General features: G+C 71.5%; 16 protein-coding genes and 2 pseudogenes. 9 read left to right on the forward strand and 9 right to left on the reverse strand.

All coding sequences use genetic code 11. The features are described from left to right. The first annotated feature begins 5 nt into the window (after positions 1 to 5). A complete protein-coding gene (locus tag AB0L25_RS18535; RefSeq protein WP_500173596.1) occupies positions 6 to 1,112 on the forward strand; it encodes a hypothetical protein in 1,107 nt (368 codons plus the stop codon). Between the two features lie 858 nt (positions 1,113 to 1,970). Here AB0L25_RS18535 and AB0L25_RS18540 read toward each other — a convergent pair. Beyond that, entirely contained in the window at positions 1,971 to 2,141 is a 171-nt protein-coding gene (locus AB0L25_RS18540) for a hypothetical protein (protein ID WP_500173598.1), read from the reverse strand. After that, positions 2,138 to 2,455 carry a hypothetical protein gene (locus AB0L25_RS18545; RefSeq protein WP_500173601.1) on the reverse strand — a complete coding sequence of 106 codons (318 nt, stop codon included), beginning with the start codon at positions 2,453 to 2,455 and terminating at the stop codon, positions 2,138 to 2,140. Before AB0L25_RS18545 ends, AB0L25_RS18540 begins: the two co-directional genes overlap by 4 nt. Before the next feature lie 310 nt (positions 2,456 to 2,765). On the opposite strand from AB0L25_RS18545, the gene AB0L25_RS18550 reads away from it, so the two are divergent. Both AB0L25_RS18550 and AB0L25_RS18555 read left to right on the forward strand, forming a co-directional pair. Continuing rightward, complete coding sequence (locus AB0L25_RS18550; protein ID WP_500173603.1) at positions 2,766 to 3,899, forward strand: hypothetical protein; 1,134 nt, start codon at positions 2,766 to 2,768, stop codon at positions 3,897 to 3,899. 820 nt (positions 3,900 to 4,719) lie between these two features. After that, on the forward strand, positions 4,720 to 5,505 hold the full coding sequence (locus AB0L25_RS18555; RefSeq protein ID WP_500173605.1) for an IclR family transcriptional regulator: 786 nt from the start codon (positions 4,720 to 4,722) through the stop codon (positions 5,503 to 5,505). Between the two features lie 146 nt (positions 5,506 to 5,651). Here the strand turns inward: AB0L25_RS18555 and AB0L25_RS18560 are convergent. The 6 genes and pseudogenes from AB0L25_RS18560 to AB0L25_RS18585 all read right to left on the reverse strand — a co-directional run. Beyond that, a pseudogene (locus tag AB0L25_RS18560) lies at positions 5,652 to 6,194 on the reverse strand (SDR family oxidoreductase); the annotation flags it as partial. A 62-nt stretch (positions 6,195 to 6,256) separates the two neighbouring features. Next, positions 6,257 to 6,643, reverse strand: a pseudogene (locus AB0L25_RS18565) (dihydroxy-acid dehydratase); the annotation flags it as partial. A gap of 386 nt (positions 6,644 to 7,029) precedes the next feature. Then, a complete protein-coding gene (locus tag AB0L25_RS18570; protein WP_500173607.1) occupies positions 7,030 to 7,947 on the reverse strand; it encodes an MBL fold metallo-hydrolase in 918 nt (305 codons plus the stop codon). A 496-nt stretch (positions 7,948 to 8,443) separates the two neighbouring features. Next, positions 8,444 to 10,825: a helicase-associated domain-containing protein gene (locus AB0L25_RS18575; protein ID WP_500173609.1), complete on the reverse strand. Its 2,382-nt coding sequence runs from the start codon at positions 10,823 to 10,825 to the stop codon at positions 8,444 to 8,446. A 428-nt stretch (positions 10,826 to 11,253) separates the two neighbouring features. Then, positions 11,254 to 11,391, reverse strand: coding sequence for a hypothetical protein (locus AB0L25_RS18580; RefSeq protein ID WP_500173612.1), 138 nt, complete (start codon positions 11,389 to 11,391; stop codon positions 11,254 to 11,256). Between the two features lie 191 nt (positions 11,392 to 11,582). Then, entirely contained in the window at positions 11,583 to 12,215 is a 633-nt protein-coding gene (locus tag AB0L25_RS18585; protein WP_500173614.1) for a TetR/AcrR family transcriptional regulator, read from the reverse strand. A 50-nt stretch (positions 12,216 to 12,265) separates the two neighbouring features. On the opposite strand from AB0L25_RS18585, the gene AB0L25_RS18590 reads away from it, so the two are divergent. From AB0L25_RS18590 to AB0L25_RS18615, 6 genes are all read left to right on the forward strand, one after another. Next, positions 12,266 to 13,480: a sensor histidine kinase gene (locus AB0L25_RS18590; protein WP_500173616.1), complete on the forward strand. Its 1,215-nt coding sequence runs from the start codon at positions 12,266 to 12,268 to the stop codon at positions 13,478 to 13,480. Continuing rightward, positions 13,477 to 14,148: a response regulator gene (locus AB0L25_RS18595; protein WP_500173618.1), complete on the forward strand. Its 672-nt coding sequence runs from the start codon at positions 13,477 to 13,479 to the stop codon at positions 14,146 to 14,148. The genes AB0L25_RS18590 and AB0L25_RS18595 overlap by 4 nt, the downstream gene beginning before the upstream one ends. A gap of 123 nt (positions 14,149 to 14,271) precedes the next feature. Further along, positions 14,272 to 15,099: an ABC transporter ATP-binding protein gene (locus AB0L25_RS18600; protein ID WP_500173621.1), complete on the forward strand. Its 828-nt coding sequence runs from the start codon at positions 14,272 to 14,274 to the stop codon at positions 15,097 to 15,099. Continuing rightward, positions 15,096 to 17,585, forward strand: coding sequence for an ABC transporter permease (locus AB0L25_RS18605; RefSeq protein ID WP_500173623.1), 2,490 nt, complete (start codon positions 15,096 to 15,098; stop codon positions 17,583 to 17,585). Before AB0L25_RS18600 ends, AB0L25_RS18605 begins: the two co-directional genes overlap by 4 nt. 149 nt (positions 17,586 to 17,734) lie before the next feature. Beyond that, a complete protein-coding gene (locus AB0L25_RS18610) occupies positions 17,735 to 19,135 on the forward strand; it encodes an MFS transporter (protein WP_500173625.1) in 1,401 nt (466 codons plus the stop codon). Next, a complete protein-coding gene (locus tag AB0L25_RS18615; RefSeq protein WP_500173627.1) occupies positions 19,132 to 20,349 on the forward strand; it encodes an FAD-dependent monooxygenase in 1,218 nt (405 codons plus the stop codon). Before AB0L25_RS18610 ends, AB0L25_RS18615 begins: the two co-directional genes overlap by 4 nt. A gap of 36 nt (positions 20,350 to 20,385) precedes the next feature. Here AB0L25_RS18615 and AB0L25_RS18620 read toward each other — a convergent pair whose 3' ends face one another. After that, on the reverse strand, positions 20,386 to 21,120 hold the full coding sequence (locus tag AB0L25_RS18620; RefSeq protein ID WP_500173629.1) for an alpha/beta hydrolase: 735 nt from the start codon (positions 21,118 to 21,120) through the stop codon (positions 20,386 to 20,388). Positions 21,121 to 21,187 lie beyond the last annotated feature (67 nt).

The raw sequence follows: 21,187 nt of genomic DNA on the forward strand, positions 1-21,187 counted from the left end.
GGTGCATGCCGCTGACCCGGTTGGCTGTAACCGACGACGGTGACGTGCTGGGGCTTGCAGGGCCCGGGGCGGATAGGTTCACCGCCGGAGGCGCCGATGTCGCCGACGGACCGGACAGCACCGTGATCGTCGCGAACGCCGGAGACGATCTGGACGCCAGCGGAGTGCGCAACCGCGACACCTTCACACTCGTCGGCCCCGTGCCAGGCGATGTCGCAGACCGGCTCCTGAGCAATTGGGGCGTCACCCCATGGTCACGGACCCGCTGGGAGTCGCACCCGGTACATCTATTCGTCCGAATACCAGAGGGGCTGCTGTACCTCGGCACAGGACGGTACGCGCGGGCCCATAGCAACCGCGATCAGCGCACGCTCGAAGATTGCCACCTGGCGATCGATCCGCCGCTGGATTTCGATGTGCTCGACCGGGTGCGTCCACCCAGCACGCCCACCGCACTGCCCGGGTTGGAGTGGCTGGACCACCTCGACGGCGACCGCGCCGCCGCTCTGCAGATGTTCACCGAAGGCTGGCACCCGGCCCCCTTCAGCAAGCCCGAACCCTCCACGGTCACCGATGTCCCGACGACTCTGGCCGAGTTCTACCGGCTCGCCCACGGACGGCCGCACGTCCTGGGCGTCCAGAATTCCATCCGTCCCCCGGGCGAACTGCGCACCGACCACGAAGGCCTACTGAAGTTCGGCCTCGAGAGCCAGGGTGGTTTCGTCTGGGCACTGGACACGAGCGAGGACGATCCGGTCGTGTGGACCATTGAGGACCCCACATGCCGACATCGCGAACGCGAGCGATTGAGCGGCTTCCTCATCCAGTTCTCGCTGTACGAGGCCGTGATGAGCTCTTCCTACCGGGCCTGGACGGACTGGGTCCCGTGGCCGGTCGCCCACCGGCTGACGGGCACGCTGCGCCGCGTACCGCTCCGAACATGGATGTGGCCGCTGTTCCAAACCTCGTTCTACGTCGCACCCGGACTGATCATTGAGACCACCGACGACCCCGAAGACGAACAGTGCCAGATCTCCGCCGGCGCCGCGCACCACAGCGTCCTCCGCCCCTTCGCAGACCTCGACATCCCATGGACACGCTTCGACGGCTGAACGCCCAACAACGGCCGTGTTCGCTCGTTGTTCGCTCGGCGGTTTTAAACCGGGGCGGCACGTAGCGGGATGTGGCGGCATGGAGATGGTGCTGGATGCGGACAGACTGGTACATGGCAACTCTGAGAGCGCCGCTCTGATACGAGAGCTCCGGACTTTTAATCCGTAGGTTGTGGGTTCGAGTCCCACGCGACCCACCACCCCCACCAGGGCGAACGCGCGTTCGCCCCGGTTTGCCCCCGCCGGTTCCGTCCGGGTATGTCCCCGTGTCCGCTCGAAGTCCGCTCGTCGGTCGCCTCCCGCCCTCCAGGCAGGTCCCGCCTTACCCTCCTCGATGCCCAGGCCGCCCGACGACATGCGGGCAGGCATCCCTCAGCACAGCCGACGCCCGGACGACGGCGCACCGTCTGCGGTCGGCAACACATCGCGATGCCGTAGGCGTTCAACCGTCGTCCAGCACCTACGTAACGTCCCAACGCCCCCAGCGGTCGGACACGATCGTTTGGTCGCCGCACCCACGCCACACCCGCGATGCCCCGTCCACCCTCCGCCGGATGATCGAGCAGGTGCGCCCCTAAGGACCGGCCGCCCTGACCGGCGCCGGTCCCGCCGACACCCTGGCCCTGGACGGCAAGTCCGCGCGGTTCCCGCCACGACGGTGCACCGGCCGCGCACCTGCTGGCCGCGATGACCGGGAACGGGCAGGTGAGCGCGCAGATTCGTATCCCGTCAAGACCAACGAGATCGGCTGCTTTCGTGATCTGCTTGAGCCCCTGGCTCTGCAAGACGTGGTCGTTACCGCCGATGCACTGCCCATCCAGCGCGGGCACGCGGCCTTCCTGGTCGAGGACAATCACATCACAGCGCGCCCACCCTTTTCGCCCGTACGGCGGAATCCACAATTGTCGACGCCCAGTCCACCTGACCGCGCACGCTGAACTCGTTCAGCACGGCATGGTGCAACCGGGGCCGCAGCCCCGCCTTGGTCCAGGCGTTGATCCGACGATGCGCGGTCGGCATTTTGGTCACGCCGGGCGGAGGTACATAATGGGGGTGACCGGCATGACGTCGACCACCCGAAAGCAATAGAATGGGTGATTATCGGTGGCGATGATGACGCCAGTGTTGGATTCCTCGATCAGAGCCTGGCTGGCACCAGTCTTCTCTACCATTGCGAAGCGCAAACTTGGGGCGTCGTCAGCGACGGTGATCCGGACCAGGTTCTTGTCGCCCTTGCCGGTGATGGTTCCTAGCACGGGCTGGGTACTGGTTTCGCCGGTCTCTACCGGCTTTTCGGGCACGTGCGCCAGCCGCGACGCCACCATCTTTACCGAACGCACCATCGAAGTCCGTCATTCCGGACTTGAAAAATTCCAATCTGCTCGGCAATCCACTCGGCGGGGTCCACACTGTTCTCGGCGGCCATCGCGTTCCTTCCTCCTGATCTTGGTCGATTCGAAGGATTCACGCGGTGGCCGTCTCACGTCACGACGCCATGCCACTTGACCTGGTCGAACTCGTACCCCACCTCCGTGGACGCAACCGTCCACAACCTCCGGCAGTTTGAGAACTAGTCCAGCTCACCAGCGGCGTCGAGTTCGTCCAGCAGGACCCGGTGCAGACCGGTGTTCGGTGCAGGCGAAGGGGCGCCCGGTGGTCCTGGCCGTCCGCGACAGCGCAGCGGCCGCGCGGTTCAGTGACCCGCGCGAGCGGTGCGTTCGGCAGTACCCGACGGCCTCGCAGGGCTGGGAAGATGGGCCGATGTTCGCGGCGATTGAGGTGTGTCGGGTTCGAGCGCCCGGGATCGGGCGGCTGGCCTTCGATCCGGACTTGTGCCAGCGGTGGCCGGGGAAGCTGTTCGGGAGGGTTCGCGGGTCCGAAGACCTGACCGTCTACGACTTGGACGAGGGGTTCGACGGGACGCCGCGCCCGGTGGCGGTGTTCCCGCGTCCCTGGCCCGACTTCGATGACGAGGCCAGCGCGGTGAGTCCCGATCTGCGGTTCGCCGTGTTCGGCGGCCGTGACCGGGTGCGGGCGGTGGACCGGCGGGGGACGACGTTGTGGGAGGTGCCGTACAAGCTTTCGAGGTGGGGGCCCGAGCAGGGGTCCTGCGCGGTGACCGCCGATGCCGCACGTGTCTGGGCGCACGTCTACGGCCTCCCGGGAAGCCATCCCGAGGGCGGAGACCAGACCAGTTGGATGGTCATCGACGCGGCGACCGGCCGGTTGCTGGCGTACTGGTTGACCGACTGCTCCGAGCGCGGTTCGGTACATCGCCTGCACCCCGACGGAGAGCACGTCACCATCGAGTTGGGCGGTGAGGCCAGTGTGTACGGCCGATTCACCGGATCCGGTGTCGAGGTGGTCGACCTGCCGCAACGGGAGGGTCTCGATCTGCTGGTCTCGCTGTCTCCGAACGGCGAGCACTACGTGGCTTTGGACGAGTTCGGCGGCATGCGCCGCGAGACGTTCCCGCCCGGCGAACCTGGGCCCCTTCTCGAACTGGGAGAGGCGGAGACCATCGAACTGCTCCCCGGATTCGTCGATGACGATCGCGTGCTCGTTCCGCTGGTGGACTACGAGGCGAATCGGGCAGAGCACGTGCTGGTCAGCGCGTCGGACTTGAGCCGGCTGGGCCCTGTGCGTTACCCCTTCGGCGATGTGTCCGAGGACCTCGTCGTCAACGCCCTCGGGGACGGTACGTGGCTGACGGGCGCTCGCCGCGATGACGACGCCGACGAGCTATTCCGCTGGCGACTCGCGGACGGCCGAGTCAGGCGTCCTTGACGGTGCCGCCGGTCCAGCCGGCCCTTCTCACACCCTGCCGAGAACTTATCGCCGACCAGGCTTGAACTCCGCGCCTTCACCGATGCTTCACACCCGATGTGCAGTACCGGCTTAAGACGCCGAGGAGGTCAGGACGGAGCAGCGGACTGGCCTTTGGCGAGGATCTATTTGACTTTGCGGCGGTCGATGCCGTGTTCGTCGGCCAGATGCCGCTGCGTTCTCGGTCTCCAGCTGCCGGTTACGCCGCCGCAGTTCGGCCAGTTCCTTCTTCTCTGCGGTGCTCAAGCGGTCGCTGCCGCCCTTCCCGCCTGCGCTTTAGTCGTCGGCATCGGCCTGGCTCACCCAGTTCTGCAGGCAGGATCAGCTGATGCCCAGGTCCTTGGCCAGTTGGACCGTGGACTTATCGCCCTGGCGGGCCAGCTCGACCGCTCGGCGGCGGAACTCGGGCGGGTGCGGTGACGGCATGGCGGACATCCTTCCTGATGGTCGCCGGTGACCTCAGGTCAGGTGTCCGTCGACCGCCTCGCCATGCCCCGTCCCTGCGAACCGATCAAGCCGCGCACCAGAACCCACTCCTTGCACGTCTCACCTGCACGGACGTGATTTTCGGCAGGCACCGGTGCGCCGGGTCGGTGACTGGGTCATCGCCGTCGAGGAGAACGGCTACCAAGGCTCGCGGCGAGTGGTTCTGCGGCGCCTGGTTTCCTGTGTGTCGGTGGTCAGGTTCCAGTGCCGGCGCGGGGCTGGCAGCCGGTTGCCGAGGGCGCGGTGCGGGCTCTGTGACCTGGACATTCGCGGGATTCGCGGGGAGAATTTCGGGATGAGTCCCGCCCATCGGGCCACCGGGGAGGTCACCTCGGTCGGCCGTGTCGCCGAGATCTTGAAGCAGTTCGCGCGGAGCCGGGGCGCGTTGAGCGCGGCAGCGCTGGCGCAGCGAACGGGGCTGCCGAAGACGACGGTGTACCGGACGGTGCGGGAGCTGGTCCGGGTCGGTCTGCTGGAGCGAGACGGGCGGGACTACCGTCCAGGCCTGCTGCTTTTCGAGATCGGGGAGAAGCTGCCGCAGCAGCGGGACCTGCGCGAGGCGTCGAAGAGGCATCTGATGACCTTGCACGAGGCGACCCGGCAGAATGTCGGGCTCGCGGTGCTGGACGGCTTCGACGTCGTGCACTTGGACGTCTTCCGCAGTGTCGAGGGGCCGCGGCTGCCTCAGCATTCGGGTGGTCGGTCCCCCGCGCACGCGAGCGCGTCCGGCAAGGCGATCTTGGCGTTCATGCCTCCGGAGATGGTGGTCATCCCCGGTGACCTGCGGCGTTTCACGCCGTACACGGCGGTGGAGAGCGGGGAGCTGCGGGCCGAGCTGCGACGTGTGCGGCGGCGGGGTGCGGCGTTCGACCGGCAGGAGGCGATCGAGGGGATCGTCGGCGTCGCCGCTCCGGTCATCGGCCCGGACGAGGAGGTCCTCGCGGCCGTGTCGATGTCCGGTGTCGTCGGACGGATCGACACGGCCCGGATGGAGACCGCCGTGCGGACGACGGCCATGACGATCTCGCGCGACCTGGAGCGGGCGCGCTCGATCGTCCGGCCGGTCCTGCGGCGGCGCTGACGTCGGCCGCGGCCCGCGTAGGGCATCGTCCGCGCCATCACCGTGATGGACGGGACGTTCACTTCCAGCGGCAGCGACACGATGTGGACGACCGAACGCGCGACGTGCGCGGGGTCGATCGCGGGTTCGGCGCGTCTGGTGCCGTCGGGCTGGAGTGCCCGCACGCCGATGTCGGCGGTCATCGCCGTCGCGGCGTTGCCGACGTCCAGTTGCGTGCAGGCGATCCCTTGGTCGCGCAGGTCGAGGTTCATCGACGCGGTGAGGCCGCTGATCGCGTGCTTGCTCACGGTGTAGGCGACGCTGCGGGGCCGGGGAACGTGCGCCGACAGCGACCCGTTGTTGATGACCCGGCCGCCCGGTGGCCGCTGTCGCTTCATGACGCGCACGGCCTCGCGGGCGCAGAGGAACGAGCCGGTGACGTTGGCGGCGAGCACGTCGTGCCACGTCTCGTCCTCGATCTCGTCGACGGCACCCTGCCCTCCGGAGATCCCCGCGTTGTTGATCAGGACGTCGATGCGGCCCCGCGGTCCGCGCGCCGACGAGAACAGCGCGCGGACCGACGCCGGGGAGGTGACGTCGGCGACGACGACGTGGGCGCGCGGGTGGTTCGCGGCCGTCTCGTGCAGGGACGCCCGTGTCCGGCCCGCCAGGACGACGGTGTGGCCGGCGTCGAGCAGCGCGTGGGCGATGGCCGCCGGATGTCGTCGGCGTCGACGAGCAGGTTCAGCGTGCCGGCGGCGACGTCGAGTTCGACCATGTCGCCGTCGCGGACGGCGCCGAGCGGGCCGCCGGCGGCTGCCTCCGGCGCGACGTGCAGCACGACCGTGCCGAACGCCGTGCCGCTCATGCGAGCGTCGGAGATCCGGACCATGTCGGTGACGCCCGCCTCCAGCAGCTTCTTCGGGAGCGGGAGGTCGTTGACCTCGGGCATCCCCGGATATCCGCGCGGCCCCGTGTGGCGCAGCACCAGGACGGTGTTCTCGTCGGCCGGGAGGTCCGGGTCGTCGATGCGGGCCCTGAGGTCGTCCATGCCGTCGAACACCAGCGCCGGGCCGGTGTGGCGCAGCAGGTGGGGCGAGGCCGCCGCCGGTTTGACGACGGCGCCCGACGGCGCGAGGTCGCCGCGCAGGACGGTGATGCGGGCCCGGGCGGCAGCGGTTCACCGATCGGACGGATGCGAGGCGGATCATTTCCAGGCGGTGAGACTGTCGCCCAGTGGAATGCGTGTGCAGGTCGTCGGCGGCCCCCGGTCGACCATCCCGACGCAGGGCCCGGTCCCGGCGGAGCACGCTGAGGAGGTTCAGGTCCAGAGGTCCGCCGGGACGAACGCGGCTCCGGTGTCCTCAGCAGGTCTGCCGCGGGAGGTGGTCAGCACGGCCGCGCCCGCGGCGACGAAGCGTCGTTCGCCTCGGCCGGTCCGCGGCTGCCGCCGGTGACGGGTACCCGAACTTCTCCGGCCCCTCATCGACCATCGGCATGCCCTCCTCGCGCGTAGAGGACATCGCGCGCAGCTACGACGCGGCGTCAGGAGCGCGCTCCGGCGGCCGGTGACAGCCGGAAGGCGTCGCCGTCGCGGTCCACGGTGAACGCATGGTCGGCAGCAAAGTGTGAGGGGAGAATGAGCAGTCCCTCTCGGGCGCAGCGCTCCAGCAGAGCGTTGCGCGTCCGCCGCGCCAGCGCCGGGTCGGCATCCCCGGACTGGCTCAGCTCCGGGTTCAGCAGCTGGACCGGATGGTGGACGACGTCGCCGGAGAGCACCGCGCCGCCGTCCGGCGACTGGATCTCGACCACGACGTGCCCGCCGGTGTGGCCGGGAGCCGCCCGCAGGACAAGCCGGGTGTCCCCGTGCTCGGCCAGCAGGTGGCCGTCGTCGGCGACCTCCCACCGGCTGCCCTCCAACACGGGACGGACACTGTCGTCGTACATGCGCACGAGATCCGCGACGGCTCCCTCGGCCGGAGCCGACGCGGCCAGCGCCTGCGTGTTCTCCAGCTCCGCTCGTCCGAACACGTACGTCGCCTCGGTGAACGTCGGGCGCCAGCGGTCTCCGTCGAGCCGGGTGTTCCAGCCGCAGTGATCGGGGTGCAGATGCGTGCTGACGACGACGTCGACGTCCTCGACGGTGGTGCCGGTCAGCGCGAAACGGCCCAGGAAGTCGGTGTCGAACCGATGGTGCGGAAGCAGGTTGGGCCGCTCCTTGTGGTTCCCGTTGCCCGCGTCCACGACGACCGTCGTACCGCCGAGCCGCACGAGATAGGTGTGGATGGCCAGCACGAGATCGCCCGTGACCGCGTCCACGGCACCCGGCCCGAACTCCGCGGCCGTCCGCGCGACGTCCTCGCCGGTGGCGGCGGGAAACATGTCCCGCGGAGGGAAGGGCCAGCGCGCCACCTCGGTGATCTGGGTGATGGTCGCCCCGCCCACTGTGATCGTGAAAGTCATCGGTCCGTCCTCGATAGTCGCCGCATCGTCGGCCGAACAGCATGAGGCGGCCCCGAGCCGCGCGCCACCGCCCGGTGCCGTTCATCGGTACTTCGGCCGAGACGGTTTCAGGAGCGCGGCCAGTTGCGCAGCGCGGCGTCCGCCATGAACGACGCAGCTGCGGACAGCGGGAAGCAAGTTCCTTTCGGTCCGCACCACGGCATTTACACCTCTTGTACGTCGACCCCTTCATCGAAACCTGAGGCTACATACCGAAACGCGGCCTGAACCAGCACCGAGATTTCTTCAGCGTCCGCCCATAACGCCGGAAATGAACCCATTTCCCTTGTTCTGCCGCTTGAATCTCGGCGCCGTTTCCGTCGTTTGGTAGCTGAAAGCAATGAGGAGGGGAAGAGCCGGATCTTCTCGATCACACGAGCCAAGCCTCCCCGCGTCGCGGCCCCCGGAGGCGGCCCCGCATCGCGGGCCTCTGCGGCGATGCGCCGATGACCGGTCCTCAGGTCATGAGAACGGCCGGGGTCACGGCCTGGACGCGGCCGATGTGGAAGACCCTCTCGTCGTCACGCAACCGGCACCAGGCGGTGAGGAAGGGGGCGTCGAGCCGGATCTTCTCGATCACACGGGTGGTGGGATTGCCCTCGGTGTTGACGTAGTCGATGCCGACGGCAGTGCCCGTCCGCACTGCGTGGACCAGCATGCGCCGTTCGGAAACCGACAGGTGCGGAGCAAGGTCCGCCATGCCGGCCCCGACGCCGTCGGTTTCGGCGGGCAGGTCCGGTGACGTTCCGTGCAGCCGGTCGGCCAGGCCGATCGGCGTGCGCGGCCGGGAAGCCTCGTGCTTCCCGGTCGGACGCCTCCCGTGGCGTGAGGGACGTGACGGTCGGCGTGAGGGGCGTGCCGGTGCGCGTTCGATCAAGGGTGCGCCAGAGTCGCCCGCGCCGACCGGTACGTAACCGGCCGCCCGGAGAGCCATGAGGGTCTGGTCCACCGGCTCGGCGCTGGCGAGCACCGTGGGCGCCAGTTCCCGGAGCTTCAGCCGGCGCAGCCCTCGATGGGCCAGGATCTCCGCGAGCAGCGCGGGACGGGAACAGCAGATCGCGCAGGCGAGCGCGGTGACGGTGACCTCGCCGTGCCTGCGGGCGACATCGTCGATCAGGTACGCCAGCGGCTGCGGCAGATCGGTGCCCGCCGCCGCCTCCAGGTCGGAGCGGATCCCTTCGGCGGAGCGGCCCGCGTCCAGGGCGCGCCGCACGCTGGACAGGCCGAACCTCCAGACCGAGGCGGTGCCCCGAGACTCGCGGTCGGCGACCAGATCCAGGAGCCCGGCCAGCCACGGCGCGGGCGGCCCGGGGACCACGGCTGTGAGGTCGCCTTGCAGGAGTACCCGTCCGCACGCCGCTTCCAACGCGTCCACGGCGGCCTCGGCCAGCGTTGTCTGAGCCTCGGCGCCCGCCAGTACGCGTCCGGTCGCAGTGAGCGCGCCATGGGCGAGCACACCGAGCAGTTCCGCCTCCTGCCAGACGGCCGCGATGTAAGGCGGTGCCGGCTCGGCGTCCTCGAACAGGAGCGGGGACCGCCATGTCACCGCCGCGACCAGTTGCTCGGGTCCGGTCGCGCCGCGTCCTCCGGGCAGGCCCGCGAGGCTTCCGAGCACCGCGGCGCGCAACCGGGGCGCCGCCGGATCGTACGCCCGAGTGTCCAGCGAAGCGCCACGACCCTCCTCCGGGTCGTCCAGCAAAGGGAGGCGCGGCATGTGCGCCCAGGTACGCACCATGGACGCCAAGCGCTCGGCGGCCGGCAGCGGATCACCGCCTTCGGCCGTCGGAACGAGCGCGCCGTCGCGCCAGTCCAGCAGCCCCTCGGCCGCGGCCAGCTCCAGCCAGAGCCGGACGGCGTCCTCGGAACCTCCTGTCCGCTTGGCCGTCCGCCGCAGCTCCCGGACGCCGAGGCCACCGGACTTCAAGCGGGTCGGCGGCTCCGAGGCGCAGGACCGCAGAACCGCTTCCATCTGCTCCACGGCGCGGGCCGACGCCGCGGCGAACTCCGCCGTCACCGTAGCCTCCGGCGCCGCGGCCGTGCCGACGGACGGCGCGGCCGGTGTGAAAGGCGCTCGATAGGACGGGCCGCGCAGCGCCAGCGCCACCTCCGCGGGCATGAGCGGCTCCAGCCAGTCGGGCTGGACGAGCAGTCCCCGCGCCAGCGCCCAGGCATACGGGCCTTTCTGGCCGAACAGGTAGATGCCCTGGTTGTCGTCCACGCGGCCGACGCGCGCAACCTTCTCGATCAGGCGCCGCTCCTGTTGCGGCGCGGCGGCCACGACCCGCCGCACCCGTTCCGCGTCACTCAGGCCCGCGAGAGCCGCCTCCAGCAGCTCGGCCTTGCGCTTGCCCGGTGGCTCGACTCCCAGGCCGCGGACGATCCGGCGGAGATCCTCGGCTCTCAGGTGCGGCAGCAGAACGGCGGCCGAGGGCCCCAAACCGAGCGGTCCGTCCCCGATCGGCCATTCCCTCAACGGCTCCGCGAGATGCAGCAGACCATCCGCCGGCCATACGAGGCCGCGCCGGACGAGTGCGTCCAGCACCCTCGCGAAGTCGTCCGGCGCGGCGCCCAGCAACGCCTCGGCGTCCGGCCTCGCCGCAGTGCCGCCGAGGGCCGCGAGCGCCTCCGCGAACTGCACCAACGGCAGATCGCAGGCGGCGAATGCCGCCATGACCCCGCGCGGGCCGGACAGCCGTTCCGCGAGCTCACCCAATGTCGACGGCTCCGGGTCGGCCGTCGCGTCCGGCCGCTCGGTCAGCAGGCCGGCCAACTCTTCCCGGCTCAACCCCGCCAGCCACGTGCCGAACGAACCCGTCACACCTCGTTCTTTCTGCGCCACCCGCCCACGATGCCACCGCGCGCAGCCGTCGGCGAACCGAACAACAGGTCCGCACCAAGCCGACCGGCAATCGACCCTTTCCTGGGCGGTGGAGAGTTCCTGGCAGGCGCGATAGAAGTCTCACCGAGCTTGCGGTTGTCGGGAACCAGCCCTTCGCGGGACCTGCTGGAGATCGCGGGGATGAGACTCCACGCGCTGGGCGTTCCGCAGGCGGACCTGAGTGTGGCTCCTCAGCCTCATCAGAGCCAGGATGCGCCTGCCCAAGCGTCGCCCTGGGCTTCGGCGGCGCGTCCTGCCTCAGAGCCCGAACGCCTGCGTCACCCGTCGGCCAGCTCGCTCTCGTGTGTCTCGCTGGCGGTCTACGCCCTTACTGGAACCGGGTCTGAGTGAGCGCACTGGGCGACGCAATGATCGCCTGGGAAGACATGTCAGCCGGTCTGCCGTCCGAGTTCGTCTGTCATTTCTGCAAGGTCGCTCCACTCGACCAGCTCGAACGACTGCCGGAGGACCCAGATGAGTTTCTGTTGGAGTCCGGGGTCTTCGCTCATCCGGTCGGTGGCCGCCACGGACGACCTTGGCGACCAAGGGCCGCACGCGCTGGTCGAAAGCCTCCCAGGAGAGATCGGGTTCTGGTTGGCTGAGGTACTGCCGGAGCCACCAGAGGCCGGCACGCGCGATATCCGACAGATGGCCCTCGCTCAGCGAGGCACCGGCGTGCAGGGTGGAGGCGCCGGAGGCCCTCTGCGCACCGGTTCGTCTACGTGGTTCGGTAGGCGCGGAGGAAGGTGCGGACGCCCTCGACGACGAGGGGCTGGACGCGGGTGTCCTCCGCGGCGTTCGCGGAACCGAACCGGTCCAGCGCGACGCCGAACGTCAGCGCGATGAACTGGTCGGCAGCGAGCCGGGGGTCGGGGACGTCGAGCAGCCCGGCCTCGGCGAAGGCGGCGAGCCGCTCGGCGAGCTCCTCGTCGGGGGTGTTGGCCATGGAGCTGTAGCCGCGGCGCGGGAGATGGCCGGACTCCGTCCGGACCAGCCGTTGCAGTGTCGCGTACTCGGCCGAGCCGAGCATGTCGGTGGCGATGCGCATCGAGAACGTCACCAGGGCGTCCTCGAGGTCGGCCGCCTGGGTGCGGTCGGTGAGGGTGTCGTCCAGGGTGCGCTGGACGGTCGTGACGAGCGACTGGCCGATGTCGTCGACGACCGCCTTGAGCAGCGTGCGCTTGTCGCCGAAATAGTCGTAGACCGTCCGTTTGGACACCTTGGCCCGGGCGGCGACCGCGTCGACGCTGGAGCGGTCGAAACCGTCGGCGAGGAACAGGTCCCGGGCCGCCGCGAGGATGGCGGCCCGCTTCTGCGCGGACCCCTCACGCAGGGTCTTCGTGGTCGGCATGGGCACACTCTATCCTGATTACACTGCACCGTGCAGTGTAGTCTGGGTTCATGACGCCAGTGGAAAAGCCGCGCGCACTGCTCGCGCAGGCTCCGCGGCGGTGGGTGCGGCTGCTTCCTTGGGCCGTGGCGTTCGTGCTGTTCCTCGCCCTGCTGCCCACGACGATCACGGTGCTCAGCGCCGACTACGGGTTGAACGGAGCCGTCGCCGGCGCACTGGCCGTCGCGCAGTCGGCGCCGCTGCTGCTCGCCGTCGTCCGGCCGCTGCGAGCCTGGTGCGTGGTCTTCGCCGCGGACGTCGCCGGGGCGCTCGCCCTGCTCACCGTCGACTTCGAGGATCGGCTCCTCTGGCCGTTCCCGCCCATGGAGATCGTCGGGTACATCGGCCTCTGCCTCGCCCTCGGTTTGCGCGAGTCGCGCCGGACGCTGCTGGCGGTGTGGCTGGCGACGGCGGGCGCGAGTGTCGCCCTCGGGTTCGTCGCCCCCCACGGCACGGGCGCCCGGGACACGCTGCTCACGATTCTCGGCGGCGTCGCCCTCGTGCTCGGCGCCGCGCTCCGCGAGCGGTACGAGGCGCAGCGCAGGCTCGCCGAGCAGGAGACGATCAGCGAGGCCGAGCGCGGCCGCCGGACGCTGCTGGAGGAACGCGCCCGCATCGCGCGCGAGCTGCACGACGTGGTGGCGCACCACATGTCCGTCATCACGGTGCAGGCGGACACCTCGGTGTACCGCCTCGACGGGCTGCCGCCGGACGCGCGGGAGGAGTTCACGTCCATCGCGGCGACCGCGCGCGAGTCGCTCGGCGAGATGCGGCGGCTCCTCGGCGTGCTGCGCAACGAGGAGACGCACGGCGAGCTCGCGCCCCAGCCCGACCTGACGCGGATCGGGCAGATCGTGGAGGCGACGGTGCGGGCGGGCGTGCCGGTCGAGTTCGCCTCCTGCGACGCCGACGTGCCCGAGGCGGTGGGGCTCTCCGCGTACCGCATCGTCCAGGAGGCCCTCGCGAACGTCGTACGGCACGCGCCGGGCGCCGCGACGCGGGTGGCGGTGGCGGAGAACGGGGGGCGGCTCGCCGTCCTCGTCGTCAACGGGCCCCCGCCCGCACCGCCCGCCGCGCCGCTGGAGGAGCGCGGCACCGGGCACGGCATCGTCGGCATGCGGGAACGGGTCCGCCTCGTCGGCGGCACGCTCGAGGCGGGACCGCTGCCTGACGGCGGCTTCCGCGTGGCCGCCCACCTACCGCTGAACGAAAGGGACCCCACGTGACGCGCGTCATCATCGTCGACGACCAGGCCATGGTGCGGGCCGGCTTCGCCGCGCTGCTGGCCGCCCAGAGCGACATCGAGGTGGTGGGCGAGGCCCCCGACGGGGCACAGGGCGTCGAGCTGAGCCGGCGCACCCGTCCCGACGTCGTGCTGATGGACGTCCGCATGCCCGAGATGGACGGGCTCGAGGGCGCGCGCCGCCTCCTCACGCCCTCGCTGGGCGTGGCGCACCTTCCGCGCGTGCTGATGCTCACGACGTTCGACGTGGACGACTACGTCTACGAGGCGCTGCGGGCGGGCGCGAGCGGCTTCCTGCTGAAGGACGCGCCGCCCGCCGACCTCATCGCGGCGGTGCGCGTCGTCGCCGCGGGCGACGCGCTGCTGGCCCCCTCCGTGACACGCCGCCTCATCGCGGACTTCGCCCGGCGGCGTCCCCCCGCCAAGGGCAGGCCCGCGCTGCGGCTGAAAGCCCTGACGGAACGCGAGACCGAGGTCCTCACCCTGGTGGCCCGCGGCATGTCCAACTCGGAGATCGCGGAGACGCTGGTGCTGGCCGAGCAGACCGTGAAGACGCACGTGAGCCGCGTCCTCACCAAGCTCGCCCTGCGCGACCGCGCCCAGGCGGTGGTCTTCGCGTACGAGTCGGGGCTGGTGACCGCGGGCGAGTAGCCGCATTCCGCCGCCCCCTACGCCCGTAGGGGTGGACATCGGCTCCCCGGTATGACGCACGGCGCGCAACCGCCGCCGCACACTCCACTGCATCGGCACATGAAGATCACGAAAGGCGTGAACATGAAGCTACGCAGTGGCAAGCGGCGCACGGCGGACGCGCGACCGGACGCCCCGGACGCCGGCCCCGGGCTCGCCGTCGAACTGCGCGACGTCCGGCGGAGCTACGGCCGCGGCAGCGGCGCCGTGCACGCCCTCGCGGGCATCGACCTCGCCCTTCCCCGCGGCACGTTCACCGCGGTGATGGGCCCGTCGGGGTCAGGCAAGTCCACCTTCCTGCAGTGCGCCGCCGGGCTCGACCTGCCCACCGGCGGATCCGTCCGCCTCGGCGGCACCGAGATCACCGGCCTGAACGAGAACGAGCTCACCGAGCTGCGCCGCAGCCGCCTCGGCTTCGTCTTCCAGGCGTTCAACCTGCTGCCGTCGCTGACCGTTGAGGAGAACGTGCTGCTGCCCATGCGGCTCGCCGGCCGCCGCCGGGACCGCCGCCGCGCCGCCGAGGTGCTCGCCCGGGTCGGCCTCGCCGACAAGGCGCGGCGCCGGCCCGCCGAGCTGTCCGGCGGCCAGCAGCAGCGTGTCGCGGTCGCCCGCGCCCTGGTCACGTCGCCGGACGTGATCTTCGCCGACGAGCCGACGGGCGCCCTCGACACCAGCACGGCGGCCGAGGTGCTCGGCCTGCTCCGGGACGCCGTCGACCGGCTGGGCGCCACCGTCGTCATGGTCACCCACGACCCGGCGGCAGCCGCCTGGGCGGACAGCGTGCTCTTCCTCGCCGACGGCGCGTTCGCCGACCGGCTGGAGCGCGGCTCGGCGCAGCAGATCGCGGCGCGAATGACCGCGCTCCCGGCCCGTACCGCCCACGCGGGCGCGATGGCGGGGGCGGCGGCATGAGGTGGAAACCCAACGGACTGGCCCGCGCCGCCGTCCGCTTCAGGCCCGCGTCGTTCGCGGGGACGTTCGTCGCGCTGGTGATGTCCGCGCTGATCGTCTCGGCCTGCGGCATCCTGCTCGAGACCGGTTTGCGCGCGTCGGTCCCGGCGGAGCGGTACGCGCAGGCGCCGGTCGTCGCCGCGGCCGACCAGTACAAGTACGTCGTGACGGGCAGCGGCGAGGACCGCGAGCGGGAGGCGGTGCCGCTGCCGGACACGGCACGCGTGGACGCCGCGCTGGCGGCGAAGGCCGCCCGGGTGCCGGGGGCGCGGGCGGCGGTGCCGGACTTCACGTTCCCGGTCCTGGCCGGGGGCGCCCCGCTCACCGCGCACGGATGGGGCTCGCACGCCTTCACCGGCTCCGCGCTGACCCGGGGCGCCGCGCCGTCCCCCGGCGAGGTCGTGCTCGCCGCCGGGACGGCCCGCGCCGCGAAGACGTCCGTCGGCGGGGCCATCGCGCTCGAAACCGCTGCCGGGCGGCGTACCTTCCGCGTCGCCGGCATCGCCGAGGCCGCGGCGGCGGACACCGGCGCGGCAGGCGGCACCGCCTGGTTCGCCGACGCCCAGGCGCCCGCGCTCGCGGGCCACCCCGGCAAGGCGGACGCCATCGCCGTGCTGGCCGAGGACGGCACGGACCCGGGCGCCCTCGCCGGTTCCGTCGAGAAGGCCCTGGCCGGCTCCGGCGTCCACGTGCACACCGGCGACGACCGCGGCGCCGTCGAGGACCCGGGCCTCGCCTACGCGAAGGACACCCTGTTCGGCATCGGCGGCCCGTTCGGCGGCATCGCCGCCGTCGTCGCCGTCTTCACCGCGGCCGGCACCGTGGCGCTGTCGGTCGGGCAGCGGGCCCGCGAGTTCGCGCTGCTGCGCGCCATCGGCGCCACCCCGCGGCAGGTCCGCCGCGCGGTCGCCGCCGAAGCGCTGCTCGTCGCGCCGCTCGCCGGGCTCCTCGGCACCCTGCCCGGCATCGGGCTCGCCCACTGGTGGTTCGGACAGCTGCAGGACCGCGGCGCGATCCCCGAGGCCGTACGGGTGCACGTCTCCGGCCTCCCCCTCCTCGCCGCCGTCGGCGCGGGGCTGCTGACCGCGCTCGGCGCCGGCTGGATCGCCGGGCGCAGGCCCGCGAAGACCAAGCCGGGCCAGGCGCTCACCGAGGCGTCCGTCGAGCGGGTGCGGCCCGGCGCCGTCCGTACCGTCCTGGGCGTGGCGGCCCTGGTCGGCGGCGCGGCGCTCGCCGGCGTCGCCGCGGGCTCGGCCGGTGACGGCGCCGCCGGTGCCGCCCTCGGCGTCGTCATGTGCTTCATGCTCGCCGTCGGGCTGCTCGGCCCGCTGGTGGCGCGGCTGTGCGCGGGCCTGTTCGGCCTGCCGCTGCGCGGTGCGGGGCCCGCCGCTTGGCTCGCGGGCGCCAACTCCCGTGCCAACGCCCGCCGCCTCGCCTCCGCGATCACCCCGATCGCGCTCGCCATGGCCTTCGCCTCGACGCTCGTCTTCATGAACACGAGCGAGCGCCACATCGCCGACGAGCAACGGCGCGCGGGCATCACCGCGGACCACGTGGTCACCGCTTCCGCCGGGCTCCCGGTGGACGCGGCGGAGCGGGCCGCCCGCATGCCCGGCGTGGAGGCGGCCGTCGGCGTGCTCAACACGCTGGTGCTGGTGCCGACCGGTTCCGGCGAGTTCAAGGCGCTGCAGGGCGCGGCGGCGCAGGGCGTCGGCTCCGGCGCCCAGCTGGCGAAGGTGCAGGACCTGGACGTGCTGGAGGGCAGCCTCGACCGGATGGGCGCGGGCCGTATCGCCATCGACAAGACGCTGGCGGGCACGGCGAAGGTCGGCGTAGGCGACCGGATGCCGCTCTTCCTCCCGGACGGCACCGAGGTCCGGCCCGAGGTCGTCGCGGTCTACGGCCGCGGGCTCGGCCTGGCCACGGTGACGATGGACCGGGCGTCGCTGGCCGGGCACACCACCTCCGGCTTCGACGGCATGCTGCTCGTACGCGGCGGCTCGCGGCAGCCGCTCGCCGCCCTGGGCGAGGTCACCGACGCCTCCGGGTTCGCCACCGAGCGGAGTCTGGACGCCAAGACCGGCGCCTGGATGAACACCACCATGGCCGCGCTTCTCGGTGGCTTCGCCGCCATCGCCGCCGTCAACACCCTGGTGATGACGGTCCTCGACCGCCGCCGCGAGCTGGGCGCGCTGCGCCTCGTCGGCTCCACCCGGCGGCAGGTCCTGCAGATGCTCGGCTGGGAGGGCCTGCTGGTGTCGGCCGCGGGGGTGCTCCTCGGCTCCGCGATCGCCGCGGCCACGCTGGTCCCGATGATGAGCGGCATGACCGGCGAGGCACCGTACGTCCCGCCGCTGGTGTACGGGTCCTTCGCGGCCGCCGCCGGCGCGCTGACGCTCCTCGCGGTCACGCTTCCCGCGCGGGGAGTGCTACGCCGGCGAACCTAGGCGCAGGCGGACGGGCACCCGCACCGGCTCCCGCCCCGCCCCCCGCCCCCCGCCATCGACCGCCCGCCTGCGCCGCAGCGCGCACTGTAGACGGCGGCGCACGCGGACGGCCGCCCCCTCCCTCGCCCGGACCGACGAAAAGGACACTCGTGACCACGATCTCGGCTCCCCCGGCCGCCCCCATCAGCAAGATCGCCATCGGGGCGCTCGGCATGCTGGCGATCGCCTGCGGCGCCTTGGAGTCGGTGGTGACACCGACGCTTCCGCTCCTGCAACGCGAGCTGGACATGACTCCGGCCGAAGGGGCGCTGCTCAGCATCGTGCTCCTCATCACGGGCGCGCTCATCACCCCGGTGGCCGGCAAGTTCGGTGACCGCTACGGCGGCAAGCGGGTCCTCGTCCGGCTGATGGCGGTGGTCTCGGCCGGCGGCCTGGTGTCCGCCCTCGCCCCGAACCTGCCGGTGCTGCTGCTCGGCCAGGTACTGCAGGGAGCGATGGTGGGCGCGCTGCCCCTGTCGTTCATCGTGGTGCGCAAGCACCTCCCCGCTGAACGGGCGAAGGTCGCCATCGGGGTGGTCAGCGGGCTGTTCGTCGGGGGCACGATGGCGGGGACCCTGGCGGCCGGGCCCGTGGCGGAAGGGCTGTCGCGGCACTGGATGTTCGCGCTGCCGACCACCGCGGTCATCGCGTCCGTCCTGCTGGTGAGCAGGCTGATGCCGGACGATCCGCCCGGACGGCCCGACGACGCCGGGATCGACTGGCCCGGCCTGCTCCTGCTGGGCGGGGCGCTGGTCACGCTCATGCTCACGCTCGCGGTGGCGCCCGACATCGCCGCGCAGCCGCTCGTGCTCGCCGCCTTGGTCCTGCTGCTGGCCGCCTTCGTGGCGGGATGGGTGGCCGTCGAGCGCCGCGTATCCGCGCCGGTGATCGATCTGCACATGCTCGCACGTCCCGCGGTGTGGAAGTCGTGCGTGCTGACGTTCGTGATCTGCGTCGGCACGGCGGTCGCGGTCTATCTCGTCCCGCAGATGCTGGCGGTGCCCACCGACGCATACGGATTCGGCGCCAGTGCCACCCAGATCGGCTTCTTCCTGCTGCCCGGCGCCGTCATGGCGTCGCTGGCCGGTCCGCTGGGCGGGCTCGGGACGCGGCACTTCGGCTCGCGCGCCGTGGTCACGTCCGGAGCCGTGCTGATGGCCGTCTCGCTGCTCGGCCTGGCGGCCGTCCACACCGAGGTATGGCACATCGTCGTCGGCAAGGCGCTGATCGCGCTCGCCAACGGCCTGTGCGTCACCGCGATGGTGACCGGCACCGCCACGTCCGTGGAGCAGAGCGACACCGGCATCGCCACCAGCCTGGTCCTGGTGACCCGCGTGGTCGGCTTCGCCGTGGGCGCGCAGCTCGGCGGCGCGCTCCTCAGCGCCCAGACCCCTTCCGGATCGGACGTCCCGGCCGAATCGGCCTTCGTCACCGGCTTCGTCATCGCCGGCGCCGTCACGGCGCTGTCGCTTCTCGTCACCCGCACCATGAGCGAAGGAACCAAGAAATGACCCGCACCGAACTCACGGACGTCCGAACCGCTGCAAGGCGCACGGCCCTGGTCTCCGGCGCCGGCATCGCCGGACCCGCCCTCGCGTACTGGCTCGTCCGCCACGGGTACGCGGTCACGGTGGTGGAGAAGGCGGCCGCACCACGGGCCGGTGGCTACCCCATCGACGTACGCGGCACCGCACTCGAGGTCGTCCGGAAGATGGGGGTCCTGCCCCGGCTCCGGGAATCGCACATCGACCTGCGTCGGCTGACGTTCCTCAACGGGGACGGCAGCGAAGTGACCTCGCTGCATCCGCACAGCGTCACGGGCGGTGTCGCGGAACACGACCTGGAGGTACCCCGCGGGGAGCTGACGGACGCCCTCTATACGGCAGTGCGCGACGACGTGGAGTTCGTGTTCAACGACTCGATCGACACCCTCGACCAGTCCGGCCACGGCGTCGACGTCACCTTCCGCGGGGGCGGCGAGCGCACGTTCGACGTGGTGGTCGGTGCGGACGGGATGCACTCCCGCACCCGGAGGCTGGTGTTCGGCCCCGAAGAGCAGTTCCACCGCTACCTCGGCTACTGCTTCGCCGTATTCACGATGCCCAATACCTTCGCCCTCTCCCACGAGACCATCATGTGGAACACCCCGGGCCGGGCCGCGGCGCTCTACGCGACAGGGGACGGCGACGACGTGCACGCCTTCCTGAACTTTGCGCAGCCGGAGCCGCCGTTCGACGCGTTCGCGGACCCGGAAGCCCAGCAGGACCTCGTAACCAAAGTCTTCGCCGACGCCGGCTGGGAGGTCCCGGGCATGCTGGCCGCGATGCGTGATGCGGACGACGTGTTCTTCGACGCGGTCAGCCAGATCCGCATGCCCCGTTGGTCCGGCGGGAGGGTCGCGCTGGTGGGCGACGCGGCGTACGCGCCCTCGTTCCTGACCGGACAGGGCACGAGCCTCGCCCTGGTCGGCGCGTACATGCTCGCAGGCTCCCTGGCCGACCGGGATCACGCCGCGGGCTTCACCGCCTACGAACGCGACACCCGAAAGTTCGTCACCGCCAATCAGGGGCTGGTCGGCGAGGGCGGCGCCACCCTCTTCCCGACCACCGAGCAGGCCCTGGAGCAGCGGAACAGCAGCCTGCGCAGCCTCGGCACCATGCCTCCGTCGGAGGGCCGCCCGGCCCATGCGGCCCTCACGCTCCCCGAGTTCGCGCCCACCATCTGAGCCGGGCCGGCCTGACGGCGGGGCCCCGGCCCGCGGCTAGCGCAGATGCCGGGCGAAGAACCCGGCCGCGTCCGCTCCGGCGAACTGCGGGACACCGGTGTGCCCGCCCATGTTGGCGTGCAGCGTCTTCTCCTTGGACCCGAAGGCGTCGAACAGGTCCAGGGCCGCCTGCCGGTCGTTGCCTTCGTCATCCCACTGCAGCAGCACATGCAGCGGGATGGTGACCTGCCGGGCCTGCTCGAACATGGTGCGCGGCACGAAACTCCCGGCGAACAGGCCGGCGGCCACGATGCGCGGCTCGACCACCGCGAGCCGGATGCCGATGGAGATCACTCCCCCCGAGTACCCGACCGGGCCGCCGATCTCGGGCAGCGCCAGGAGGGCGTCCAAGGTGGCCTGCCATTCCGGGACCGCCTTGTCGACGAGCGGGAGGATGAGGGCGTCGATGATCTCGTCACCGACCGGCTCGTCGGCCTGCATCGCCCGGCGCAGGTCGGCGCCCGCCTGCTCGGCGCCGGGCAGGCGGGGCCGGTCACCGCTCCCGGGGAGCTCGATGGTGGCTGCGGCGAAACCGTCGGCCACGCACTGCCGGGCCCGCGCCGCCAGCCGGGGGTACATCCTGCGCATTCCGAGCGGGGGGTGGCCGAGCAGGATCAGCGGGACCGGTGCGGACGCCGAAGCGGGCGTCCACAGGATGCCGGGGATCTCACCGAGGGTGAATTCGTGTTCGAGGACGCCGTCATCGAGGCGCTGCTCAGAGGTGAATTGCATGGTCGTGCCTTTCGGGAGAGCTCTTGAACGGCGCTCCCGGACGACCTATCGCCCGACCGCGACCCCA

The sequence above is a fragment of the Spirillospora sp. NPDC052242 genome, from assembly GCF_040679555.1.
Taxonomy (GTDB): domain Bacteria; phylum Actinomycetota; class Actinomycetes; order Streptosporangiales; family Streptosporangiaceae; genus Spirillospora.